The sequence below is a fragment of the Mucilaginibacter sp. genome, assembly GCF_036383575.1.
GTDB lineage: Bacteria > Bacteroidota > Bacteroidia > Sphingobacteriales > Sphingobacteriaceae > Mucilaginibacter.
This window is the reverse complement of record NZ_DASVOB010000402.1, coordinates 1-20,815: the sequence shown is the minus strand read 5'-3', so window position 1 is coordinate 20,815 and position 20,815 is coordinate 1. Positions and strand designations below refer to the sequence as shown.

Below are 20,815 nucleotides of genomic sequence, written 5' to 3'. Positions count from 1 at the left end.
AAACATCAGATAGGCTATGGTAAATCTCGCTGCTGAGTTGTTTGTGGCCAATGGCCTTAGCTATTTCCAATGCTTTTTGCAAGTGTGAGATGCTTTCAGCAGCGTCATCCTTTTTTAGCACAGACGCGATACCCATTAAGGATCGGGCTTCTTCTTCACGCAGGCCGTTATTTCTTGCCTTTTCCAACCCCTGCCGGTGAAAGGCAAGTGCTTTATCTTTATCACCCAGTTCGGTCCAGGCGATCCCTGCTTTATTGAGAAATGCGATATGTGCTTTGAGGTAGCTGCGATCCACACTTTTAGCAGCCCCCTTTTCGTAGTATGCGGCTGCCGCTGTAGGGTTACCCAGACGGCCATGTACTTTGCCAATATGATGGATCAATTCGAAATAAGCGTCGGAAAGCGGCCTGCCTTCGTGAAGTTTTTCTGCCAGCTGGTAATTTTGCAGGGCTTGAGCTGGTTGCCCGCTCAATTCGGCAACTTCGCCCAGCCGGGTGTAAGCACTGATCATACCTGCCGTATCGTTAATGGAACGGTATTCCTGTAACGAATGTTGGATCAGTTGTCTGCCGTTATGAACATTCCCCGCACGCGCTTCGAGGATGCCTAAACAAGAGGATGCATCTGTTATCTGGCGATGATCGCCAGACGTCCGGAAGCCGGACAAAACCTGCTGTTGGAATTTGATGGCCAGTCCGAGGTTGCCATATTCGGCATTGATAAGGGCAAGCCTGGATAAGAAATTGTTTTCGGCGGCTTTGTTTTTAAGGCGCTGCGCCAGTTTTAAACCGCGATAAGCGAAGGCAACGGCAGAATCTGGCCGGGAGCTTTGATAACGGGAACTTTGCGATTCATCCCACCTGAGCGCTACGCTATCGGCAGCACTGATCTTTACACGATGCTGTCTGCCCTGGCCGCAAGCCATGATGGTAAACAAGCAACATAATAGGAAGACCAATAGATGGACGCGAGACATGAATTCCGGTTTATTCGGTTTTGTACGAAATTGAAACGGATAAGTTCAGAGCAGGGGCAAAAAGGAGTAGTATCTAAAACGTTAAAGCCTGTTACTGGGCTTTGATAATGTGGTTATATTTCAGCAGTTATTAAGCAAGGCCTCGTTTTCGTTTATCAAAAACGAAGCTATTTGTGGCATAGCTTAAGGTCGTAAATTATCCGATATTGACTGTTTTACCTTTTTATGGCTATAAAATGATTTTTATTCAGGTTTTAATAGGTAACAATGATTTTGCTAATTCGATGATTTGTAAAATCGTTTGATCAATGATACTAAATTGATAGTAATTGTATCAGAAGTTTAGTAGGATCAAAAACTTTCGCCTCCCCAGGTGATTGCCAGATTTCTACACTTTTGTAATTGGCGACCCTTATTCGTAACCTGATCATAGTTATTTTAATAAAGGTATTAAATAACTGATATTTCAACTCCCTAACGCAGTTGATACTTCCTGTAATCGTTGGGTGTACAAACTAAGAGATTTTACCATCGTCAAAACCGCCTAAGTTATCTGTAAAAGGTAGGGGAAGGATGAAATAAACACTTGGGAATTAAATAGCCAAACCAAAATCTATCGATTTGTAACGGTAATTAAGGTTAGTCTTTTATTGGATCGCAGCTCAAATTGGCTATCGATTCGAGCCCAGTAACGGGACGCCCTTAACTTCTGGTGATCTTTTTGAGTAATTAGTATAGTTGTAATTCGAAGCGGTTCTCCTTTAATGTTGACTGTCTTTTAAAAAAAGGCTAACTTTGCACCTTGAAACGAGGTTATGATTTACTTTTTCTTTAATAAAGCGAATAGAGTTTTTGCGGTACAACATAGTCAAACGCTCCAGCCGACAGATATTTCAAAACTAAGCTGGCTTTTTGCAGGTGCGGAATTAAACCGGGATACAATTGTGACCGGTTTTTTTGTTGGTCCCCGGGCGGCGATGGTTACCCCATGGAGTACCAATGCAGTTGAAATTACACAGAATATGGGTATTGAAGGCATTATCCGGATCGAGGAATTTACAGTGGTTGATTCGGATTTTTCGAACTTTGACCCGATGCTGTTTCAAAGATATGCAGCGCTTAACCAGGAAATCTTTACTATTAATATTAAACCGGAAGCGATCCTGGAAATAGCAGACATCGCACAATATAATAAGCAGGAGGGGCTCTCTTTAAGTGACGAAGAGGTTCAATATCTGAATGGCCTTTCTGAAAAATTAGGTCGTAAGCTGACCGACTCTGAAGTGTTTGGCTTTTCTCAGGTAAATTCGGAGCACTGCCGCCACAAAATTTTTAACGGTACTTTTGTGATCGATGGACAGGAGCAACCTGTTTCGTTGTTTAAACTCATCCGAAAAACGTCCGAGGCTCACCCGAACGGGATTGTTTCGGCTTATAAAGATAACGTAGCCTTTGTAAAAGGTCCCGTGGTTCAGCAATTCGCTCCAAAACGTCCCGATGTACCTGAATTCTACGAGATCAAAGATTTTGAATCGGTAATTTCCCTGAAAGCCGAAACCCATAACTTTCCTACCACTGTTGAGCCTTTTAACGGGGCAGCTACCGGGTCAGGTGGTGAGATCAGGGACAGGATGGCCGGTGGCCAGGGTTCTGTTCCGTTGGCGGGTACAGCGGTATACATGACAGCGTTGTCGCGTTTAGCAGCAGACCGCCCCTGGGAAAATGGTGTTACCGAGCGTAAATGGCTTTATCAATCACCAGTTGATATTTTGATTAAGGCCTCAAATGGCGCATCTGATTTTGGTAACAAGTTTGGTCAGCCGCTGATCACGGGTTCGCTGCTCACTTTCGAGCATGAGGAAGAGTCACGCACGCTGGGTTACGATAAGGTAATTATGCAGGCAGGCGGTATAGGCTACGGCAAGCTATCGCAAGCCAAAAAACACAGCCCGCAGGTAAGTGATAAAGTGGTCATTTTAGGTGGCGATAATTACCGTATCGGGATGGGAGGTGCAGCCGTTTCATCAGCAGATACCGGCGCTTTAGGTTCCGGCATCGAGCTGAATGCGATCCAGCGCTCAAACCCGGAAATGCAGAAGCGCGTAGCAAATGCGGTCCGTGGGATGGTGGAAAGTGATATCAACCCGATTGTTTCTATCCACGATCATGGTGCAGGCGGTCACTTAAACTGCCTTTCTGAACTGGTAGAAGAAACGGGAGGTAAGATCGACCTGGATAAACTACCTGTTGGCGACCCAACCCTTTCAGCGAAAGAAATTATAGGAAATGAATCTCAGGAACGTATGGGCCTGGTGATCGGGCAAGAAAATATAGAGATACTGCAAAAGATTGCCAACCGCGAACGCTCTCCGATGTATACAGTAGGAGAAGTGACCGGCGACCATCATTTTACCTTTGAATCAGCCACTACGGGTGCCAAGCCAATGGACCTTAAAATGGACGATATGTTTGGCAGTTCACCAAAGGTGGTGATGCAAGATAAAACGATCGAACGAAAGTATAGGCCGGTAACTTATGACGCATCTCAATTGCAGGTTTACCTCACGCAGGTACTGCAACTGGAAGCAGTAGCGTCTAAAGACTGGCTGGTGAACAAAGTGGACCGCTGTGTAGGTGGACGAGTGGCGAAGCAACAATGTGCCGGCCCACTGCAGTTGCCGCTGAACAATTGCGGTGTAATGGCGCTGGATTATCAGGGCAAGGATGGTATTGCTACTTCAATCGGTCATGCGCCGCTTTCGGCATTGATTGACCCGGCATCGGGGAGTCGTAATGCCATTGCGGAATCGCTTTCTAATATCGTTTGGGCACCGTTGAAGGATGGCTTGCAGAGCGTATCGCTTTCGGCCAACTGGATGTGGGCCTGTAAAAATGCGGGCGAGGATGCCCGTTTATATGCAGCTGTAAAGGCCTGCTCTGAATTTGCAATTGAACTGGGTATCAACATCCCGACTGGGAAAGACTCGCTTTCCATGAAGCAAAAGTATAAGGATGGCGAAGTGATTGCACCTGGTACCGTCATTATTTCGGCAGCCGGGCACTGCGATGATATTACCGGGGTAATAGAGCCTGTGCTGCAAAAAAACGGGGGCGCGATCTATTATATCAACCTATCGGGCGATACCTATAAGCTGGGCGGTTCATCATTTGCTCAAATTTTAAATAAAATAGGTTCCGAAACACCGGATGTATTAGACGCCGGCGCTTTCAAAAATACGTTTAACACCCTGCAGCAACTGATCAAAGCAGGTCAAATCCAGGCCGGGCATGATATAGGTAGCGGCGGCTTGATCACTACCTTGTTAGAACTCTGCTTCGCTGACCGCGATTTAGGTGCAACGATCGACCTTTCCGCATTAGGCGACCAGGATATCATCGAAACGCTGTTTGCTGAAAACATCGGAATTGTTTTCCAGGCTGATGTAGCAGTAGAAGCAGTGCTGGAAAGCAATGGTATTGCTTTCCACAAGATTGGTACTGTTGAGACAACAGCTACACTGACCGTGAAAAATGCTAACGGTAGCTGGTCGTTTGATATTGATCACCTGAGGGATGTGTGGACTAAAACCTCTTACCTGCTGGATCAGAGACAAAGTGGTCTGGAGAAAGCCAGGGAGCGTTTTGAAAATTACAAGAACCATGTTTTAAAATATAAATTCCCGGCAGGCTTTATCGGAAAGAAACCGGTTATAAATGCAGGCAAGCCACGACCAAAAGCAGCCGTAATCCGCGAGAAAGGCAGTAACTCCGAGCGCGAGTTAGCTAATGCTATGTACCTCGCTGGTTTCGACGTGAAGGATGTCCACATGACTGACCTGATCTCAGGCCGGGAAACACTGGAAGACATCCGGTTTATCGGAGCCGTAGGCGGCTTCTCTAACTCGGATGTATTGGGATCAGCCAAAGGCTGGGCTGGTGCCTTCCTGTACAATGAAAAGGCCCGTGTAGCCCTTCAAAATTTCTTTGAACGCGAGGATACGCTCTCTGTGGGTATCTGTAACGGTTGCCAGCTGTTTATTGAGTTGGGCATGATCAACCCTGACCATGCCGAAAAGCCGAAGATGCTGCACAACCAAAGCCATAAACACGAAAGCGGCTTTACTTCACTAACCATACAACAAAATAACTCGGTGATGCTGTCTACGCTGGCCGGTTCAACGCTTGGCGTTTGGATCTCGCACGGCGAAGGACGGTTCCAGTTACCATATGCCGAAGAGCAATATAGCATCGTAGCCAAATATGGCTATGAAAGCTACCCCGCCAACCCCAATGGCTCAGACTACAACACTGCCATGATGTGCGACAAGACCGGCCGTCACCTGGTGATGATGCCCCATATTGAGCGCTCCCTTTTCCAATGGCACTGGGCTAACTATCCAACCAGGCGTAAAGACGAAGTATCGCCATGGATGGAAGCATTTGTGAACGCAAGGGTTTGGTTGGAGAAATAGGAAAAGTAACTTGTTTTAGAGAGCCTCAACTTTGGTTGGGGCTTTTTTGTGGGTAGGAAGTGAGGGATTTTGATGAGGGGTATGATTTTGATTTTTCGCAGGCGTTGGCGTTTTGTAAAGAATATTCGATTGTGCTTGAGAAAAAAGAAAGTGGCGGCCCCCGGTGATGATTACAAAAAAGATAAACCTCAAAGGCGGTAAAAAGAATTGACTTATATATCGCCCTGATTATATAAAAAGAGCGTACGCCGTTTTTGTTATCGACGAGGAAACTGGCGAACTGGAAGATCAACTCACACCACCCTTCATAATGGGCGGGTAAACCGTTGCCGTTTCCAGGCCGTGATAGAATGAGCACAAGCGCAAAAAAAATCTATGCGCAGTTGGTACATATGAATATTAGTTTGCAAACACACGATAAAATTAACAAGACGGGAACAAACTGCCGCCGCAATACAAACACGATTATTGCTTACGATAATTTGGTATGTAGCTTATGTTGTTTTTTGTTTTAATTTATTAACTTTCAGGGTAGTTATGGACTTGCGACATTGAAAAAAACCTTGCCTCATTTAAAGTATCGATAAACTATTTATGATGATAAAATGTAAATCTACTTTTGTTTTTCTTACTCTTTATTTCATATTTACTTCCAAACTTTTAAATGCCCAACAACCTGACTTTTCCCGTGGACTAGAAAATTTAAAGTACATGCGAGAGAAAATATATGTCCATTTTGACAAACACAACTACTTAAGCGGCGATACTGTTTGGTTTAAGGCATATTTATCTGACGGAACGGAAAATTCCCGATATAGTAAAAATTTTTATCTTGAGGTAACAACTCCAAATGGAGAGTTAGTAAGGCGATTCACCAGCCCAATTCTTGAATCGACGGCATATGGTAACATAATATTGCCGCTAGATAGTAATATAATAGGGTATTTTACTCGTGCCTACACAATTTCAGAATTAAATAGCGACACAGCCTTTATTTACGAGAACTTTCTCAAGATTGCTAATTCTATTCAAAAAGCTGAACTTAAAAACCAGGCCGATCCTGTTATTAAATTCATGCCAGAGGGTGGTAATTGGCTTATAAATGTTCCCTGTGTTATGGCATTTAAAGTCACTAACAGCGAAGGGTTACCTGAAAATGCTGCAGGATTTATTAAAGATGATAAAAATAAGGTGATAACGACATTTGAATCAAAACATGATGGCATGGGTTCTTTTATGATAATTCCCCAAGAGGAAAGAAGATATTTTGCGGTTTGGAAATCTCCGGGAGGAAAAGAACAATATTCATTGTTACCCATTGTACAGGAACAGGGGATTGCTTTACAGGTATCACGGAGCCCTAACGGTAAAAGATTCACGATATTTAGATCAAAGACTATTATTGAATCAAATAAAAAACTTACTGTCCTGGCATGTTTGAACAGTAAAATTATCTATGAAGCAAAGGTTGATTTAACGCTTGCAGAAAGTACTCATGATGTTATAAATACGAAGGGGTTACCTTCTGGAATTCTTAATATTACGATTTTCGATAATGAACTTAATCCGATAGCAGAACGGATAACTTTTATAAATAACGAAAATTATGGGTTTGCTATTCAACCTTCACTATTGCAAACCAATAAAAAAAGAAGAGGGTTAAATATCATAAAACTGATAAGGAAGGATTCTGTTAGGTCTAACGTATCAGTTGCCATAACGGATTCAGATCTTGATCCTTCGGAAAAGTATAAAAGTAATATCATTTCCCAATTATTGTTTACTGGAGATTTGAGGGGCAAAATTTTTGACCCTTTTTATTACTTTCAAAATACGGCAGATAGCACCTTGGCAGATTTAGACCTTGTGATGCTCACGCATGGGTGGAGAAAATACAATTGGCAACTACTCCGGAAAGGTGAGGGAGCGACAACATTTAAAGAAACAAATTTTTTAACACTGGACGGAAAGATAACAGGTGTCAGTGCTTCCTCTTTAAAATCCTCCACTACAGTTAACATTTTACTTACCACTGCCGATTCAAGTGCGACCTTATTCACTTTGCCAATTACTAAAGAAGGAACTTTTTTCAAAGATGGAATAATTTTTTTTGGAACCGGCAAATTGCATTTTAGCGTTGCAGGGAACAGGAGGGATTTTAAGATACCAAAAATTGTTGTTAGAAATGGACTCTTAGATCAGTATAGGTTGAGTGGTTTTGACTACGAATACGATAATCATGTTTCTTTAAGTAAATCTGGCGCTAAATTGCATTTACTTGATAGCATTAAAAGAATACGAAATTTTTCCGTTACTCCATTAAAGGAGGTCGTAATAAAGGCGAAACCCGTGGAAAACACAGCAAAGCTTGACCGAAAATTTACAAGTGGGTTGTTTCAAGGCGGAATCACCCAACAAGTGGATATTAGTAATGACCCCACCACAAAAAATTATAGATCGCTTTTTCAGTATCTCCAATTAAAAATACCCGGCATACAAGTAACCAACCCTACATCATTATCGCCTTCTGTGTCCTGGCGTAATGCTCAGGTAAAATTTTTCCTGAATAATGTTGAAAGCTCAACTACAGACTTACGAAGTATTGACATGACGGAGTTCATATACATGAAAGTTTACGACCCATCGCAAGGAGGGGCATTCGGGGCCAACGGTGGGGTTATAGCTGTATATACAAAAATTGGTAAAGGCACCGATTATGTTAAAGAGAAAGATAATAGATTGTTGAATACCTTGAACGGCTATTCAATAGTCCAGGAATTCTATTCTCCGGATTATTCGACAGCGGTAATTTCAGACTTGTCGCGGGATACAAGAACAACACTTTATTGGAATCCTAATTTAATAATGGACGAAAGTTCACATGAATTTGACATCCATTTCTTTAACAATGACTTCAGCAGACGATTTAAAGTAGTAATCGAAGGAATTAATGCAGAAGGAAAATTGACTTATGAAGAAAAAGTATTTTGACTAATATTTCAGTCTGCAAATCATAATTACGGCGCCGACACGAGCCGTTGATAGACAAAATGACGCGGCAGATAGTTCAGCAGAAGCTGGAAAAGCCCGATAGGGGCAAAAAAGCTTTGGATGATAAGATTCCATTGAGGGGCATTCTTAAATGCTATTGCGGTTAACCGCTCTCTGGTGCACTCTCCAGCGGAAAAGGAGGTAACTGGTACTATTATTATAAAAGCAAACACTCCAGACACAACAATATAAGCGCAATCAAGGCGCATGATCAACTTAAACAGATCCTGGAGTATATCAGTTTGTCAGATACAGAAATTAATAGGATAAAGGAAACTGCTGATGAATCTGTAGAACACAAACTTAAAGAACAACGGGAAATCATCAGCAGTGAAAAATCAGAGCTGGCAACACTGGAAGAAAAATTGCATTCAGTGGAAGAAAAATGGAGTGGTAACCAAATTGGCCGCGACACCTATGAACCTTGGTCATCCACCTATAATACCGAGATATTTACAATTAAGGCTTACATAGAGCGGTATACCCGGGATCAGAATCAGGGGTATGAAATTTTGAAGAAGCATTTATACCGGTTCGGGGACCTGAAATCTGCTTATAACCAGTTAGATACTATTGAAAAATACTTCTCGTATCAAAGGTGTTCGACAGCAATTTATACTATGAAAATGGCGTCTGTTGAATACCTGTATTGATGCCTGTTTTGGCGTATAATAAACTGATAATGAGGGATTAAATATTGTTGATAACTAACAAAAAAGGGATTTTCAATCGAAAATCCCTCTGGGTGGAGCTGGAGGTCTTGAAATTGAACCAATTATACCCTTACTGGTTCTGCCTGACGAGATGGAATTTTAGTCTTGAGATCGCCTTATAGCCCTTTAAAATAGTGAAAAGTGATCTTTTTTACTTGTCCTGATTCGTACGCGCTTAAATTGCCTGATAACTTAAATATGACGATTATGGGGCTTAATGGTTATAGTATTTCCCCGGGTCTCAACGATCTGTAACGGGCAGCTGCTTAATTTCTATATTCCTGAAATCGACCGGTTGCCCTTCGCTTTGCAGGGCTATAAAACCGGTATTCAATAGTTTTCCGTCCTGCTTGTACTTTGGATCGTATCCATGTGCAACACCGCCGCCAATAGTAGGCCTTGAATATTGCAGTACGGTATCACCGTTGATGATGTGCGTGATCAACTTATTGCCCTGCACAATCAGTTCCGCTTTTACCCACTGCTCACCGTCGTATGTCTTTGAAGTAGAGTTGATACAATGGTCAGGCGATACCTTTCCTTTATAAACCACATCGGTGCCGGGGGAGCACATATTACCTGTTGGTCGTGGCTTGCCATCGCCGAGGCCGCCTAATAACTGAAATTCGATAGAGATGGGCCAATCCTGATCCTTTAACATCGTCCTCGGGTCCTGCGAATGGAACATCATACCGCTGTTGAGGATCGTATATGGCGGGGCGGTTGTTTGCCATTTGCCAACAAAGCGGTACTCAAACCGTAAATGATAATAAGAAAATGGCGTTTTGTAGTACAAGTGGCCAAACTGATCGTTGAAATTTCCGTATTGATCATACCTGATTTTGATTATGCCATCTTCAACACGAAAAGTATTTCCGAAATTTTCGCCCACCTCGTGATGGTTGATCTTAACAAACCAATCTTTAATGTCATGGCCATTGAACAGCTTTGTCCAACCTGGGTCTGTATCGTTGCCGCTTATTTTTCTTGCACTGCTGCAACCCAGGATAAGAAAGCAGGAAAACAACGCAAAAAACAACTTTGTATAAAACGCTTTGGTGTTTTTGTTCTCCTTTGTCGATTTAGGTTCCATATTCAAGTGGTTATATAACTTAATTGTTAATTTTCTTCGATAATCAAAACACCCCAGGGGGCAATCTCAATTGTACTCCCGGAAGTTACAGATTTATTGCTAATCAGTTCCGTACCTTTTTTGTGAGGGTAATTGAGGCTGGTAGTTGTTGAACTGTAATTATAATAATAATGGACCTTACTACCGGCCTCATTGATCCCGGCTTTGGTTACCAATGGCCAGTGCATATTTTGATCCACTGTTTTAATTCCGGCGCGTTCCATTTCTTGTAGAATAAGCTTTTCCTGGATGGAATCCGAGACATTTGTCCCCTCGTAAAGCAGTGTTCCTTTCCCCCAGTTATTGATAATCACAGCGGGATATTTGTCAAAGTAGGGATGGTCAAAGTAGGCCAATGGCTTTGCCGTTTCGGGGATAATGTACTCGCCCCAATTGTAAACCTTGTTATCAGCATCATCCACCTTGAAAGGGTTACCCTTCAGGCTTAACTCATTAAAATTGGTAAATTCCTGGTAATAAAATCCACAGGCCTTACGCAACGGGCCCGGGGCAAGGACGGGGCGTACCATCGAATTTTCGTCGCAAAAACCACTTTTGAATTGCATGATCACATGGCCACCGTTGGCTACATAATCACTGATCTTATTCAGCAATTCATCACTGGCTATATAAAGCGATGGAATAATGATCAGCTTATAATCGTTGAAATTTGTGTTTTCCGGGAAGATAAAATCGACGCCAACACTGTTTCTGAAAAGTGCCTTATGAAACTGGCTCACCAATTCATTTCGGTAAATATTTACGGGTTTGTTCGGAATGTTAATTCTCGGGTCTTTAAAGGGCATGATGTTTAACCCTGCATTTGCATCGTTGCTAAACAGGATAGCTACCTTGTTCCTGATCTTCAGATTTACCAGCTTGCTCCCGAACCGCTGCAATTCATGCGCCGTTTTGGAATATTCGGCATACGCACGGTTGGGCTGAAGATCGTGCGACAGGATGCCCTTCCAATAAGTTTCCTGGCCATAGTGGATCGAGTGCCAATGCCAGTATTCAACCATATTGGCACCAGACCCGAGGTGGGCATAAACGTTCATCCTGAGCTGGCCGTCATATGGGGGCATTTGCGCTTTGGAATCCCAGCCTGTTGTTTGCGCATTGGTTTCTGTGATCAGGTAGTTTTTCATTTTAACCGAGCGGAAAAAATCGCCGGCAAAAGCTATCTCTTCACCGGTCAGGTTATCCTGTGAACCATGGTAAACATTAACCGCCATGACATCCATATTTTGGGCACTTGCCACCTGGTCAATGTCCTGCACAGTAGGCATAAAACAATGTGTTACGAATTGATCAGGGCGCTTATATTCACGTACTATTTTGACCTGCCAGTTCAGATAATCAGCTACGGACTTACGTTTAAACCGTTCCCATTCCAATTTATAACCAGGGTTGGTTACCCCATCTTTTTGCGGGAATTCCTCCCAGCCATTCATTGTCATGCCCCAGTAATTCATTCCCCATACTTTATTGAGGCGGTCGATGGTGCCGAATTTCTTTTTCAGATAGTCTACAAAGCTGATTTGAAAATCATAGTTGTTTACATTATAGGAAGTGGTTTCATTATCCACCTGGAAACCAATGATTGCCGGGTTTTTAGCATAATGCTCCATCAGTTTCCGGATGATCCGTTCGGCATAGAATAAAAAAGCAGGGTTAGTGATATCCATATTTTGCCTGATGCCGTAATAAGCTTTGCCGCCTTTCTCGTAATCAAGCAAAATCTCAGGATGTTTATGCCAGAGCCAGGCCGGTATGGAATAGGTTGGCGTTCCTAAAATGACCTTTATGCCATTTTTTTGAAGTCCGTCAATGATTTTGTCCATCCATGCAAAATCAAATTCACCTTCCCGCGGCTCAAACAGGCTCCAACTGGATTCTCCCAAACGAACAACCGACATCCCCGATGCATCCATGAGTTTCAGATCCTCCTGAAGGCGCTCTTCCGGCATGTATTCCTGATAATAGGCAGCCCCGTAAAGCACATTGTTCAGTTTCTTGATTTGTGCCGCGACCAATTGTGAAAAAAAGCAAGCAGTTAATAGCACTGTAATTGATTTAAAGATCTTCATCGGTTGGTTGTTTCGATATTATTAATTGATTTCAATAAATTCCGGTTCGTTGGGTTTTAAAAGAAGTTGACCTTTGTAATCCTTACCGGTTAAAATGCTTTTTGCTTCTCCCTTAAGATCTATTTTCTGATCCTGGTTAGTTATATTCAGGTACAAGATATGTTTGCCGTCTATAAACCGCGCCAATACACCCTGTGGGGCAGCGGGGCCGCTCTTCAGAAATAGCGATTTGGAAAGATCATCGATCAATGGTGCAAGTACATTTTCCCGGGCCGGGATGCCGATGTAAATTGCAGTTCCTTTACCATAGTGATTACTGGTAATCAAAGGATAGTCCTGGTTCAGGTTAGTTATATTGGCAATGACCTTAGCCTCTTTGGGTTGGATCACATCGAAACGCGGTGAGGTAACTTGTATCTTTTGATTATTATATTGAATTTTAAGCTGATTGCCGGTAGTGGTGTCCCTGGCTATTTCATTCATATAAGCAGTTTCTTCATAGGAGGCTACCCTTATCCCAAAAACATCGCTCAATAGCCCAGGATGGGTAGTGGCGAATACCTGGTTATGGGTATCCACCAAACCCGAATAGGAGGTCATGATGACTGTTCCTCCATCTTTAACATACTTACGGACTTTTTCGGCGGTTAGGCTGTCGATGACTGCTACTCCGGGCATGATCAACAATTTATAATGCAGATCGCTCTGCTCAATGTTCAGTATTTTACTGTCGATGTTACGACCAGCGACCTGATCAAAACAGGTTTTTAACTGATCGTCGTGCTGCTCAGGATAGGCATAACTTGCTATCTGGCTTGGAAAAGAAAATGCCAAACCGATCTCTGCTTTATTTTTATAAGGAAATCCATATTTTTCGATCTTTTTAAATTCCTGCGCTATGGTTTTGTATTCCTCGTATTTCCGGTTAGTCAGGCCATCCCAGTCGCTCATGCCTTCCAGGTATTGTTCTTCACCGCCAGGCATACTTTGCCAGGTCCAGCCGCAGACCATTTGATTACCAAATAATAGTGTTGCGTACGCTGAACGGCGAATGGAGTTAGGCACAGCGGTCATGGTTGTAAATTCCACTCCCCAATACGGTGTTTTGCTTTCCAGTTGCATTTTGGCCATTTCAAACAGGCCTTTATACAAGCCAGTATTGTTTTTAAGCGAACTTCCCGGATAAAAACCGCCACCGTTACGGTCCATTTTGCCGCTGTAAGTTACCTGGGAGTAGTCGAAGTATTTTTTGGCGGAGAAATACCAGGCGTTCGTTGTAGTTAGTACACCGGGGGCATTGGCGTGTGCTTTGTCCATCAGGCTGGTTAAAAATTGATTGATCTCATCCGACTCAAAAAGCCGCCAGTCCATTACACGCTCAGGCGGCCCCTGAATACTGCTTGACATGGGGAACCCGATTTCCTCAAAATCAGCGACCCGTCTTGACCAGCGCTGGCTTGCCCAGGCTTTGTTTAAGGCATCGAGGCTAAAATATTTCTTTTTAAGCCAACTGATAAAGCGTTGCCTGGCCGGCTCCGAAAAGGAGAACTGGCCGTCGCCGGATTCATTATCTATGCCAAAGGCCAATAAAGCCGGGTGATGGGCATATCTTTTGGTAATCGTATAGGCATAACGCAGGGCATGCCGTTGATAGTCGGGGTCTCCGATATCTTCCATGTAACGGTGGTTGGCGTAAAGGCGGTTTCCGCTCGCATCAGTGATATCAATGCCCGGATATTTGTGGTGTAGCCATAACGGAGCAGGCCTTACGGCGATATCCAGTATCACCTTGATGCCAGCTTTATTCATTATATCCATTACCTGGTCAAACCAGGCGAATGTAAAATGACCTTCAGTAGGTTCATAGCTATCCCAGGCCAAATGGCCCATACGTACCACTTTGAAGCCCGCAGCCTTCATTAATTCAATGTCTTTTTGCCATTGGATGGGATTACTGTCATGCGGGTGGTAATTTGTGCCGACGTAGAGCTCCTGTGCTTTGATACTTCCGGAAAGGAGGTACATCGTTAGCATTGCAATAATCGTTTTTTGTATTTTCATTGTTCACTTTAATGCTTTGGGAAAGATTTTTAATCGTGTTTATTTGCAGGTCTGATCGTTACGGGGCCCAGCAAGCCAGCAGACATCAGCTGATCATTTTTTTTCTTGAACTGAAGGTATCGCGGGTCGCCATTATTGGCCTTGCCAATAAATCCGTTCAATTGCCCGGGAACAACGCGCACTTCAAGAGTATTTGTCCCTTTAACCAGATATTTGCTGATATCCAGCACATAAGGAGAATAGATCACTTTTCCGGCGAATTTGGCGTTGATATATACTTCGGCAGTAAATGAAACATGACCAAGATCCAGGAAAAAATGACCAGTGGAAGTTTTGAGTAATGGCCATTGAAACGTGGAGGTATATATTCCTGTTTCTGATGAGTATTTTAGCTGCTCATTCGTTCTCCAGTCAAATAATTCTGAGTTTTTTATTGTTAAGCTATCCGTTTTAAGATCCCATTTTTTGATACTAAGTATTGACTTATTGGGATCAACAGTAATAGGCGTGCTGGCTGTTACTTGATTAGTTGTGTTATTTGTGGATGCAAACAGCAATACAGATCCGTAGGGGGGAAGCTGCCAGGAGACTGACCGGCCATTATTTTTGTACATAGTTCCGGCATCAGCATTTAACCAATAACTTTTTGTATACTTTTTATCCAGGCTTAAACTGATCGTTTGCCATTTCTCACTTTTGTTCCAAATAAATTTGATCCGGCTGCCATCGGTCATTTCCCGTTCAGTCTGACGGCTGAAGCGGTATTCCTTCTGATATTTGATTGACCTGGGCAGCTTGTTTATCCAGTTCTTAATGGCATCCTTATCATTCAGGTATTGACTGTCATGCATCTGGAGCGCGGTTGAAATGCTTTGCATTGTTTTTTGATCATTCTCCCGCCAGTTCAAAAAGGAGAACTGTTGAACCGGTATGGCCCCGGTTACCAGTAAGCGCATCCCTCTTGCTGCCAACTGTTTGATTCTTTCAGCAGATCTGAGCTGAATGGTTGAGTCGTTCGCCAGGATCAGGGCGGCTGAAAAATTACCACGGATATCGATCGCATTGTTTTTTTGAAGTTTTGCAACTTGGATCGATTCGTCATTTACCCATGCCCAGGAAATGCCGGCGGCTTCCAGTTGGTTGATCAGCGGGTATACTTTGCTTGCCCATTTTATTTTGACAGGGTCGGGGACCTCGTATTTTTTTGGTGGAGGTAAAGGCCCTTCCACATCTTTCAGGTAACCGGTGGTCAAAATTTCCTCCTCGTTATCGGGAGCGCCTTCTATATTTAAAAATGGATAGTAAATTAATACATCAGCATGCGGTTTCCCCGAACGGAGAGCATATTGAACCCTCGAAACATATGTATTAACTCTTTTTTGATCTTTCCAAAAAATATTGCCCTCGCCAAGGTTAGATGAAAAATTGATATGGGGCCCCAGGGGTGAAGAAAACAGATACCAGTTTTCGGGTCCGAATTTATCGGAAACATACCGATAGGGAACGCCATGGTAGATGATCTGATTAACTCCCGCCGCAAAAAGCTTATCAACAGCCATTCTGATCTTTTGCGGCGTATTTGTGTAAGCCCGGCCTGCAAACACTACGGCTTCTGCACTAACAATAGACCGGTTGTATAAAAGCGCTCCGGAAGTCATGATTTTTAAATTGGCTTCAGTGCCTAACATACTTTCGGTTTCAGGGATGGAAGCTGCGCCGGCCATGGCAATCATGTCCATATTAAAACCATAGGCTTGCGTGCGGAAAAGTAGGTTCCTTTTTTCGGCCCAGTTACGGCTGGTTTTGAAAAAGTGATCACGCAGGAGATCATTCAGGGTTAGATCATAGTCATAACGCAAACGCCAGTCTTGATTGGAAAAAGAAAAATCCGGTTTTGAATCAGGCCTTGAAAAGATTACGGTATTATAGCCTTTCTGCATATTTGCAGGTAGCCAGGGTATAAGGTCGTATCCGCGGCGGGCCTTGAAGTAGGCGGGCAAATCATAGGCATAGAATCGATTGGCCGTAAATTCATAACTATCGCTGAATACGGCCCGCATCGGATTGCCGAAATAGGGCTGCAGTCCGGTTCTGTCACCATACAAATGATTATAAAATTTGAGCACGCTCAGCGAATCAAAATGGTTGAGGATGGGCCCTTGTTTGGGTGAAGCTGCCATTTCGGTACTTTCCCCGGTACGCACCGCCCAAAATCCGATTACTTTCCAGGTGCCTTTGGAGAAAGCATAACGTAGGGTGTCTTTTTGTACATATGAAGTAACCTCTTTCATATCAGCCGTATCCAGCCGTTTTGTTTCGTTATTACCGGAAGCCTGACCAGCAATTTGTTTAGCTATCACCACAGCGATCAGTCGGGGTAAAACTTTTGTCGGACTATCAGGTTTAACCAACGGTACTGCCAGCATTTGCCCACCGCTTACCGTGGTGGTGCCAAACTCCAGAGAAATAAAGCCGTCTTCGGGTGTCAGAAATGACCCGCCCGGGGGCCAGCCGCTGCCGTTGGTGACATCAACAATCAAGTGCCTTTTGCGTGCTTCCTGCATTACCGTGCGTAGGTTATCATAATAATCAGGGGTGTCCCAGCTTAATTTTCTTGCCTCGTCTTTCTCGTTTTTGACCGGGATCCTTCGGTTGAGCGGTTGTACTTCAACTCCTGCAAAACCGTTATCCGAAAACAGGTTAAGCTCCCGTTTCAATTCCGTTTTTTCAACCAGGTTGCCGGGCCACCACCAACGACACATCGGCCCGAATTTAATTGGAGGCTGACTAAAGTTCTTTAATGTAAAATCATAAATGGGCAACCAGTTTTTTATTGGGAGATTTGTTTGGTTTTGCCCATAAGATAGCTGGGTGCCCATTAAAAAGGCACCAAATAAGGTAATTTTGCTCCGCATTTTTATTGAATTTTGGGAGAATAATGCAAACCATTGCTCGTTGTACAGAGCAATGGCTTACTTTGCTGAATTGACTTTTATAACTTATCGTTAGTCAGCTTTTCAAGGGCCGGGATGGGGAATAAAGTGGAAGGCGGTAGCCTTTTACCGGCCGCCGGAATTTCTGTTTTATATCGGCCGGTTCTAAGCAGGTCAAACCATCGTTTGTCCTCTTCCATAAATTCATACCCTCTTTCCCTGAATACCATATCATCGAAAGTGCTTTGGGTTAGTCCCGCGGGAAGATCAACAGCGGCATTGACGGTTGTAATGCCGACGCCATAACCTCTTCTCCGAACCATATTAACCGCGTTGTAAGCATCTGCCGAAGGGCCATTGACTTTATTTTCGGCTTCAGCGAAGATCAGCAGAACGTCTGCATAGCGGTATAAAAAGAAATCATTGCCGGCTCCGGTTTCGGATGGAGCGAGCGGGTCCCGGAATTTGCCGTACAACAGATCGTTTGGCGGGGCTACATTAATGACCACGTTAGCGCCATTTACAATGGCTTTGTTGTACAGGGTCCATGCCTTTCTCGGATCATTATCATCCCAATTTTTGATAAACGGAGTTGTGCTTAATGCCCCAAATGTTTCATTGCCGGCTGCCGCAAACCCTTGGAACTGATTGATTGCTGCCGCATAATCTGCAACAAAACTGCCAAGTCCGTTTGATCTTGAAAATTTTAATGCGAAAACTTCTTCAGAACTTGTAGCCGAGGTTGGCGAGAAAATATCACTGAATGATGCCAGCAGGTCATAGCCATAAACAGACTTGTTATCAATCACTTCTTTGGCTTTGGTGCGCGCATCAGCATAACGGGCTAAGGTTAGGTAAACATCAGCAAGTGCAACCTTCGCTGCTCCTGCGGTGGCCCTTCCATACTGGGTGGTAGTGTTTGGCAGGTTAGCTTCAGCAAATTGAAGGTCGCTGATGATCTGGTTATAAACTTCGGCCACCTCTGCCAGGGGCTGCCCTGTATTTTGGGCATCTGCAACCGGCTGCAAGCGCAACGGTACTTTTCCCCAGCACCTCACGAGTTGATAATAACAGATCGCCCTTACAAACCGGGCTTCACCGATATATTTGTTCCCGTTGGCGAAAGTTCCGCCCTGTAAAACATTGATCAGAATGTTAGCCCTGGAAATAGCCTGATAAAACGTCGGCCAAAAATTATCTTGGTAGGTGATCTGTGTGAAATCGTAATTGGCATATGCTTCCTGCGGGGTATACCGTGAATGAGCGTAATCTTCCAGCAGCGTCAATGCTGCAGTATAGTGAGACTCCCATAAGCGTCCGCGGCTGCGGGTTAGGGGCTCATAAATGCCGACTGTTGCCGACTCGATTGATTGCGCGTCAAAGTTTCCGTAAAGCAGCTGGCTTTGTGGTTGTTCTGCAAGGAACTTTTTGCATCCTGTGCCGGTGATGATACCTGCTAATAATATAATGGAGAAAAGTTTTTTCATGACCTGAGTAAATTAAAATGTTGCACTTAAACCCAATGTGATTGTCTTGGCGGTAGGGTATTGAAAATAATCTATGCCCTGACGGTTGTTGGTGCCGCTAAAGGCATTTACCTCTGGATCATAGCCCGTATATTTAGTAAAGGTGATCAGGTTTTGCCCGCTGACATAAAATGAAAGGTTATTGATCTTCAATATTTTCGATGGTACCCTGTAAGACAACCTGATGTTTTTCATTCTGAAAAAGGAAGCATCTTCAATAAATTGGTCCGATTCGCGCGCTACAAAGCGATCTGATACAACAGGATAATAGTTATTAATAGTTGATAGCTTGTTAAATTGAACATCGGGCAGCGTTAGCTGATAAGCTGTAAGGTTATTGATTTTCCCTCCCTGTACGCCCGCCCAGGTCATATTCAGGCTGAAACTTTTATACTTGAAATTGAAATCGGCACCGTAGAAGAAATTGGGAAGCGAACTGCCTGCAATTTGATTGTCTGATGCATTGATTAAACCGTCGCCGTTCACATCCTGATAAATTGGGAACCGGTTACTGTCGTAACCTACAAAATGAGGAGTGTAGAACGAGAATAATGGCTGGCCGACACGGACAATAGTTAATGCATTATTCCCGGCATTCAATGGGTCTGAAAGGATGTCGCGATTCCTGTTAGTCGCTTTAACAACGTTCACGTTTTTCGAGAAGTTCAAGTCTACGCTGAATGAAATGTCTTTGGTGTTGACAAATGTTGCACCGGCCGTTACTTCCACACCTTTATTTTGCACCCTGCCAACGTTTGCGGAAATGCTGCCGAAACCGGACGATTGCGGTAATTGAACCGTAGCCAAAAGGTCTTTAGTGTCTTTAATATAATAATCCAGTGACAGGCGGTATTTATCCTGTTTCATACCAAAATCAATACCGATATCTGTTTGAGTTGTTGTTTCCCAGGTTAAATTCTTATTGGCCAAATTAGGTGCTAAACCTACACCAACTCCGTTTCCGCTGCCCTGGGCGGTATTAACAACGGTTGCCAGGTAAAGCGACTGATATGGACTTATCGCCTGGTTACCGGTTTGTCCCCAGCTGGCACGGAGTTTTAAGTTAGAAACTTCTGTGTTTTTAAGAAATTCCTCTTCGCCGATACGCCAGCCGCCCGAAAAAGAACTGAAATTTGCCCATTTATGAAGGTCCGAAAACACGGATGCACCATCCCGCCTGAAGCTTGCTGAAAACAGGTACTTGCTGTTGTAATCTAACTGTGTCCTGGCAAAAAAAGATGCAATTGTTGTTTTCGTAATAGAGGTAACCGGAATGGCAGCCGAAGTTGCGGCCTGAATGGCATTATCGCTTAACTGATCGGATGGAAAGCCTGTACCTGCCAATATAATGGAACTGAAATTATCCTGCTGGGCAGAAAAACCGGCTACGGTTTCCGTACGCAGCTTGCCAAATGTTTTGGTGTAGGTTAAAAAATCCTCAAACAGGTAACCGTATTTTTTGGATTCAGCCAATCGTGCGCTTTGTTTGGTCACAACGAGCATGGTAGACGGGTAATAGGTATCGCCTCTTGTGTTGGTATAATTAAATCCTAACCTTGTTGTATTTGATAATCCTTTTATCGGATTGGCTACCAAATCAATACCTCCCTGGTAATAATACGTAGTGGTTTTGTTTAATACATCCAGTAAAGCAGCCGGGCTTTCGGTAGCCGGTCCGCTGAAACTGTAAGGCGACACTTTTGAGTAACTGCCGCTGGCATTCCGCACAGGAACGGTTGGTACAGCAAGGAGGGTAGCCCCGATCCCGTTTGCGCCGCCGCCGGTACTGTTGCTTCCGTCGGTATTTACAAATCCATTTTCTGTAGTTCTGCTGGCGGTTGAACGGGTGATGATCGTTAGC

At 43.7% G+C, this 20,815-nt stretch carries 9 protein-coding genes and 1 pseudogene; 3 read left to right on the top strand and 7 right to left on the bottom strand.

The annotated features are described in order from the left end of the window. Nucleotides 1-925: pseudogene (locus VF500_RS14025) on the bottom strand (two-component sensor histidine kinase); the annotation flags it as partial. A gap of 866 nt (nt 926-1,791) precedes the next feature. Between VF500_RS14025 and purL the strand changes: the two are divergent. The 3 genes from purL (at nt 1,792) to VF500_RS14010 (ending at nt 9,152) form a co-directional block, all read left to right on the top strand. After that, on the top strand, nt 1,792-5,448 hold the full coding sequence (purL, locus tag VF500_RS14020; RefSeq protein ID WP_330860261.1) for a phosphoribosylformylglycinamidine synthase: 3,657 nt from the start codon (nt 1,792-1,794) through the stop codon (nt 5,446-5,448). A 711-nt stretch (nt 5,449-6,159) separates the two neighbouring features. Then, nucleotides 6,160-8,439 carry a hypothetical protein gene (locus VF500_RS14015; RefSeq protein ID WP_330860260.1) on the top strand — a complete coding sequence of 760 codons (2,280 nt, stop codon included), beginning with the start codon at nt 6,160-6,162 and terminating at the stop codon, nt 8,437-8,439. Nucleotides 8,440-8,741: 302 nt separating this feature from the next. Then, nucleotides 8,742-9,152, top strand: a complete 411-nt coding sequence (locus VF500_RS14010) for a hypothetical protein (RefSeq protein WP_330860259.1) — start codon at nt 8,742-8,744, stop codon at nt 9,150-9,152. Nucleotides 9,153-9,453: 301 nt separating this feature from the next. On the opposite strand, the gene VF500_RS14005 is transcribed toward VF500_RS14010, so the two are convergent. The 6 genes from VF500_RS14005 to VF500_RS13980 all read right to left on the bottom strand — a co-directional run. Further along, entirely contained in the window at nt 9,454-10,305 is an 852-nt protein-coding gene (locus VF500_RS14005) for a DUF1080 domain-containing protein (RefSeq protein WP_330860258.1), read from the bottom strand. Between the two features lie 26 nt (nt 10,306-10,331). After that, nucleotides 10,332-12,434 (bottom strand): beta-galactosidase, encoded by a 2,103-nt coding sequence (locus tag VF500_RS14000; RefSeq protein ID WP_330860257.1) that lies wholly within the window; start codon nt 12,432-12,434, stop codon nt 10,332-10,334. Nucleotides 12,435-12,455: 21 nt separating this feature from the next. Further along, entirely contained in the window at nt 12,456-14,495 is a 2,040-nt protein-coding gene (locus VF500_RS13995) for a beta-galactosidase (RefSeq protein WP_330860256.1), read from the bottom strand. A 29-nt stretch (nt 14,496-14,524) separates the two neighbouring features. After that, nucleotides 14,525-17,410: a glycosyl hydrolase gene (locus VF500_RS13990; protein WP_330860255.1), complete on the bottom strand. Its 2,886-nt coding sequence runs from the start codon at nt 17,408-17,410 to the stop codon at nt 14,525-14,527. A 77-nt stretch (nt 17,411-17,487) separates the two neighbouring features. Further along, on the bottom strand, nt 17,488-18,915 hold the full coding sequence (locus VF500_RS13985) for a RagB/SusD family nutrient uptake outer membrane protein (protein ID WP_330860254.1): 1,428 nt from the start codon (nt 18,913-18,915) through the stop codon (nt 17,488-17,490). 12 nt (nt 18,916-18,927) lie between these two features. Further along, the coding region (locus VF500_RS13980; protein WP_330860253.1) for a SusC/RagA family TonB-linked outer membrane protein at nt 18,928-20,815 on the bottom strand (1,888 nt) is incomplete at its 5' end.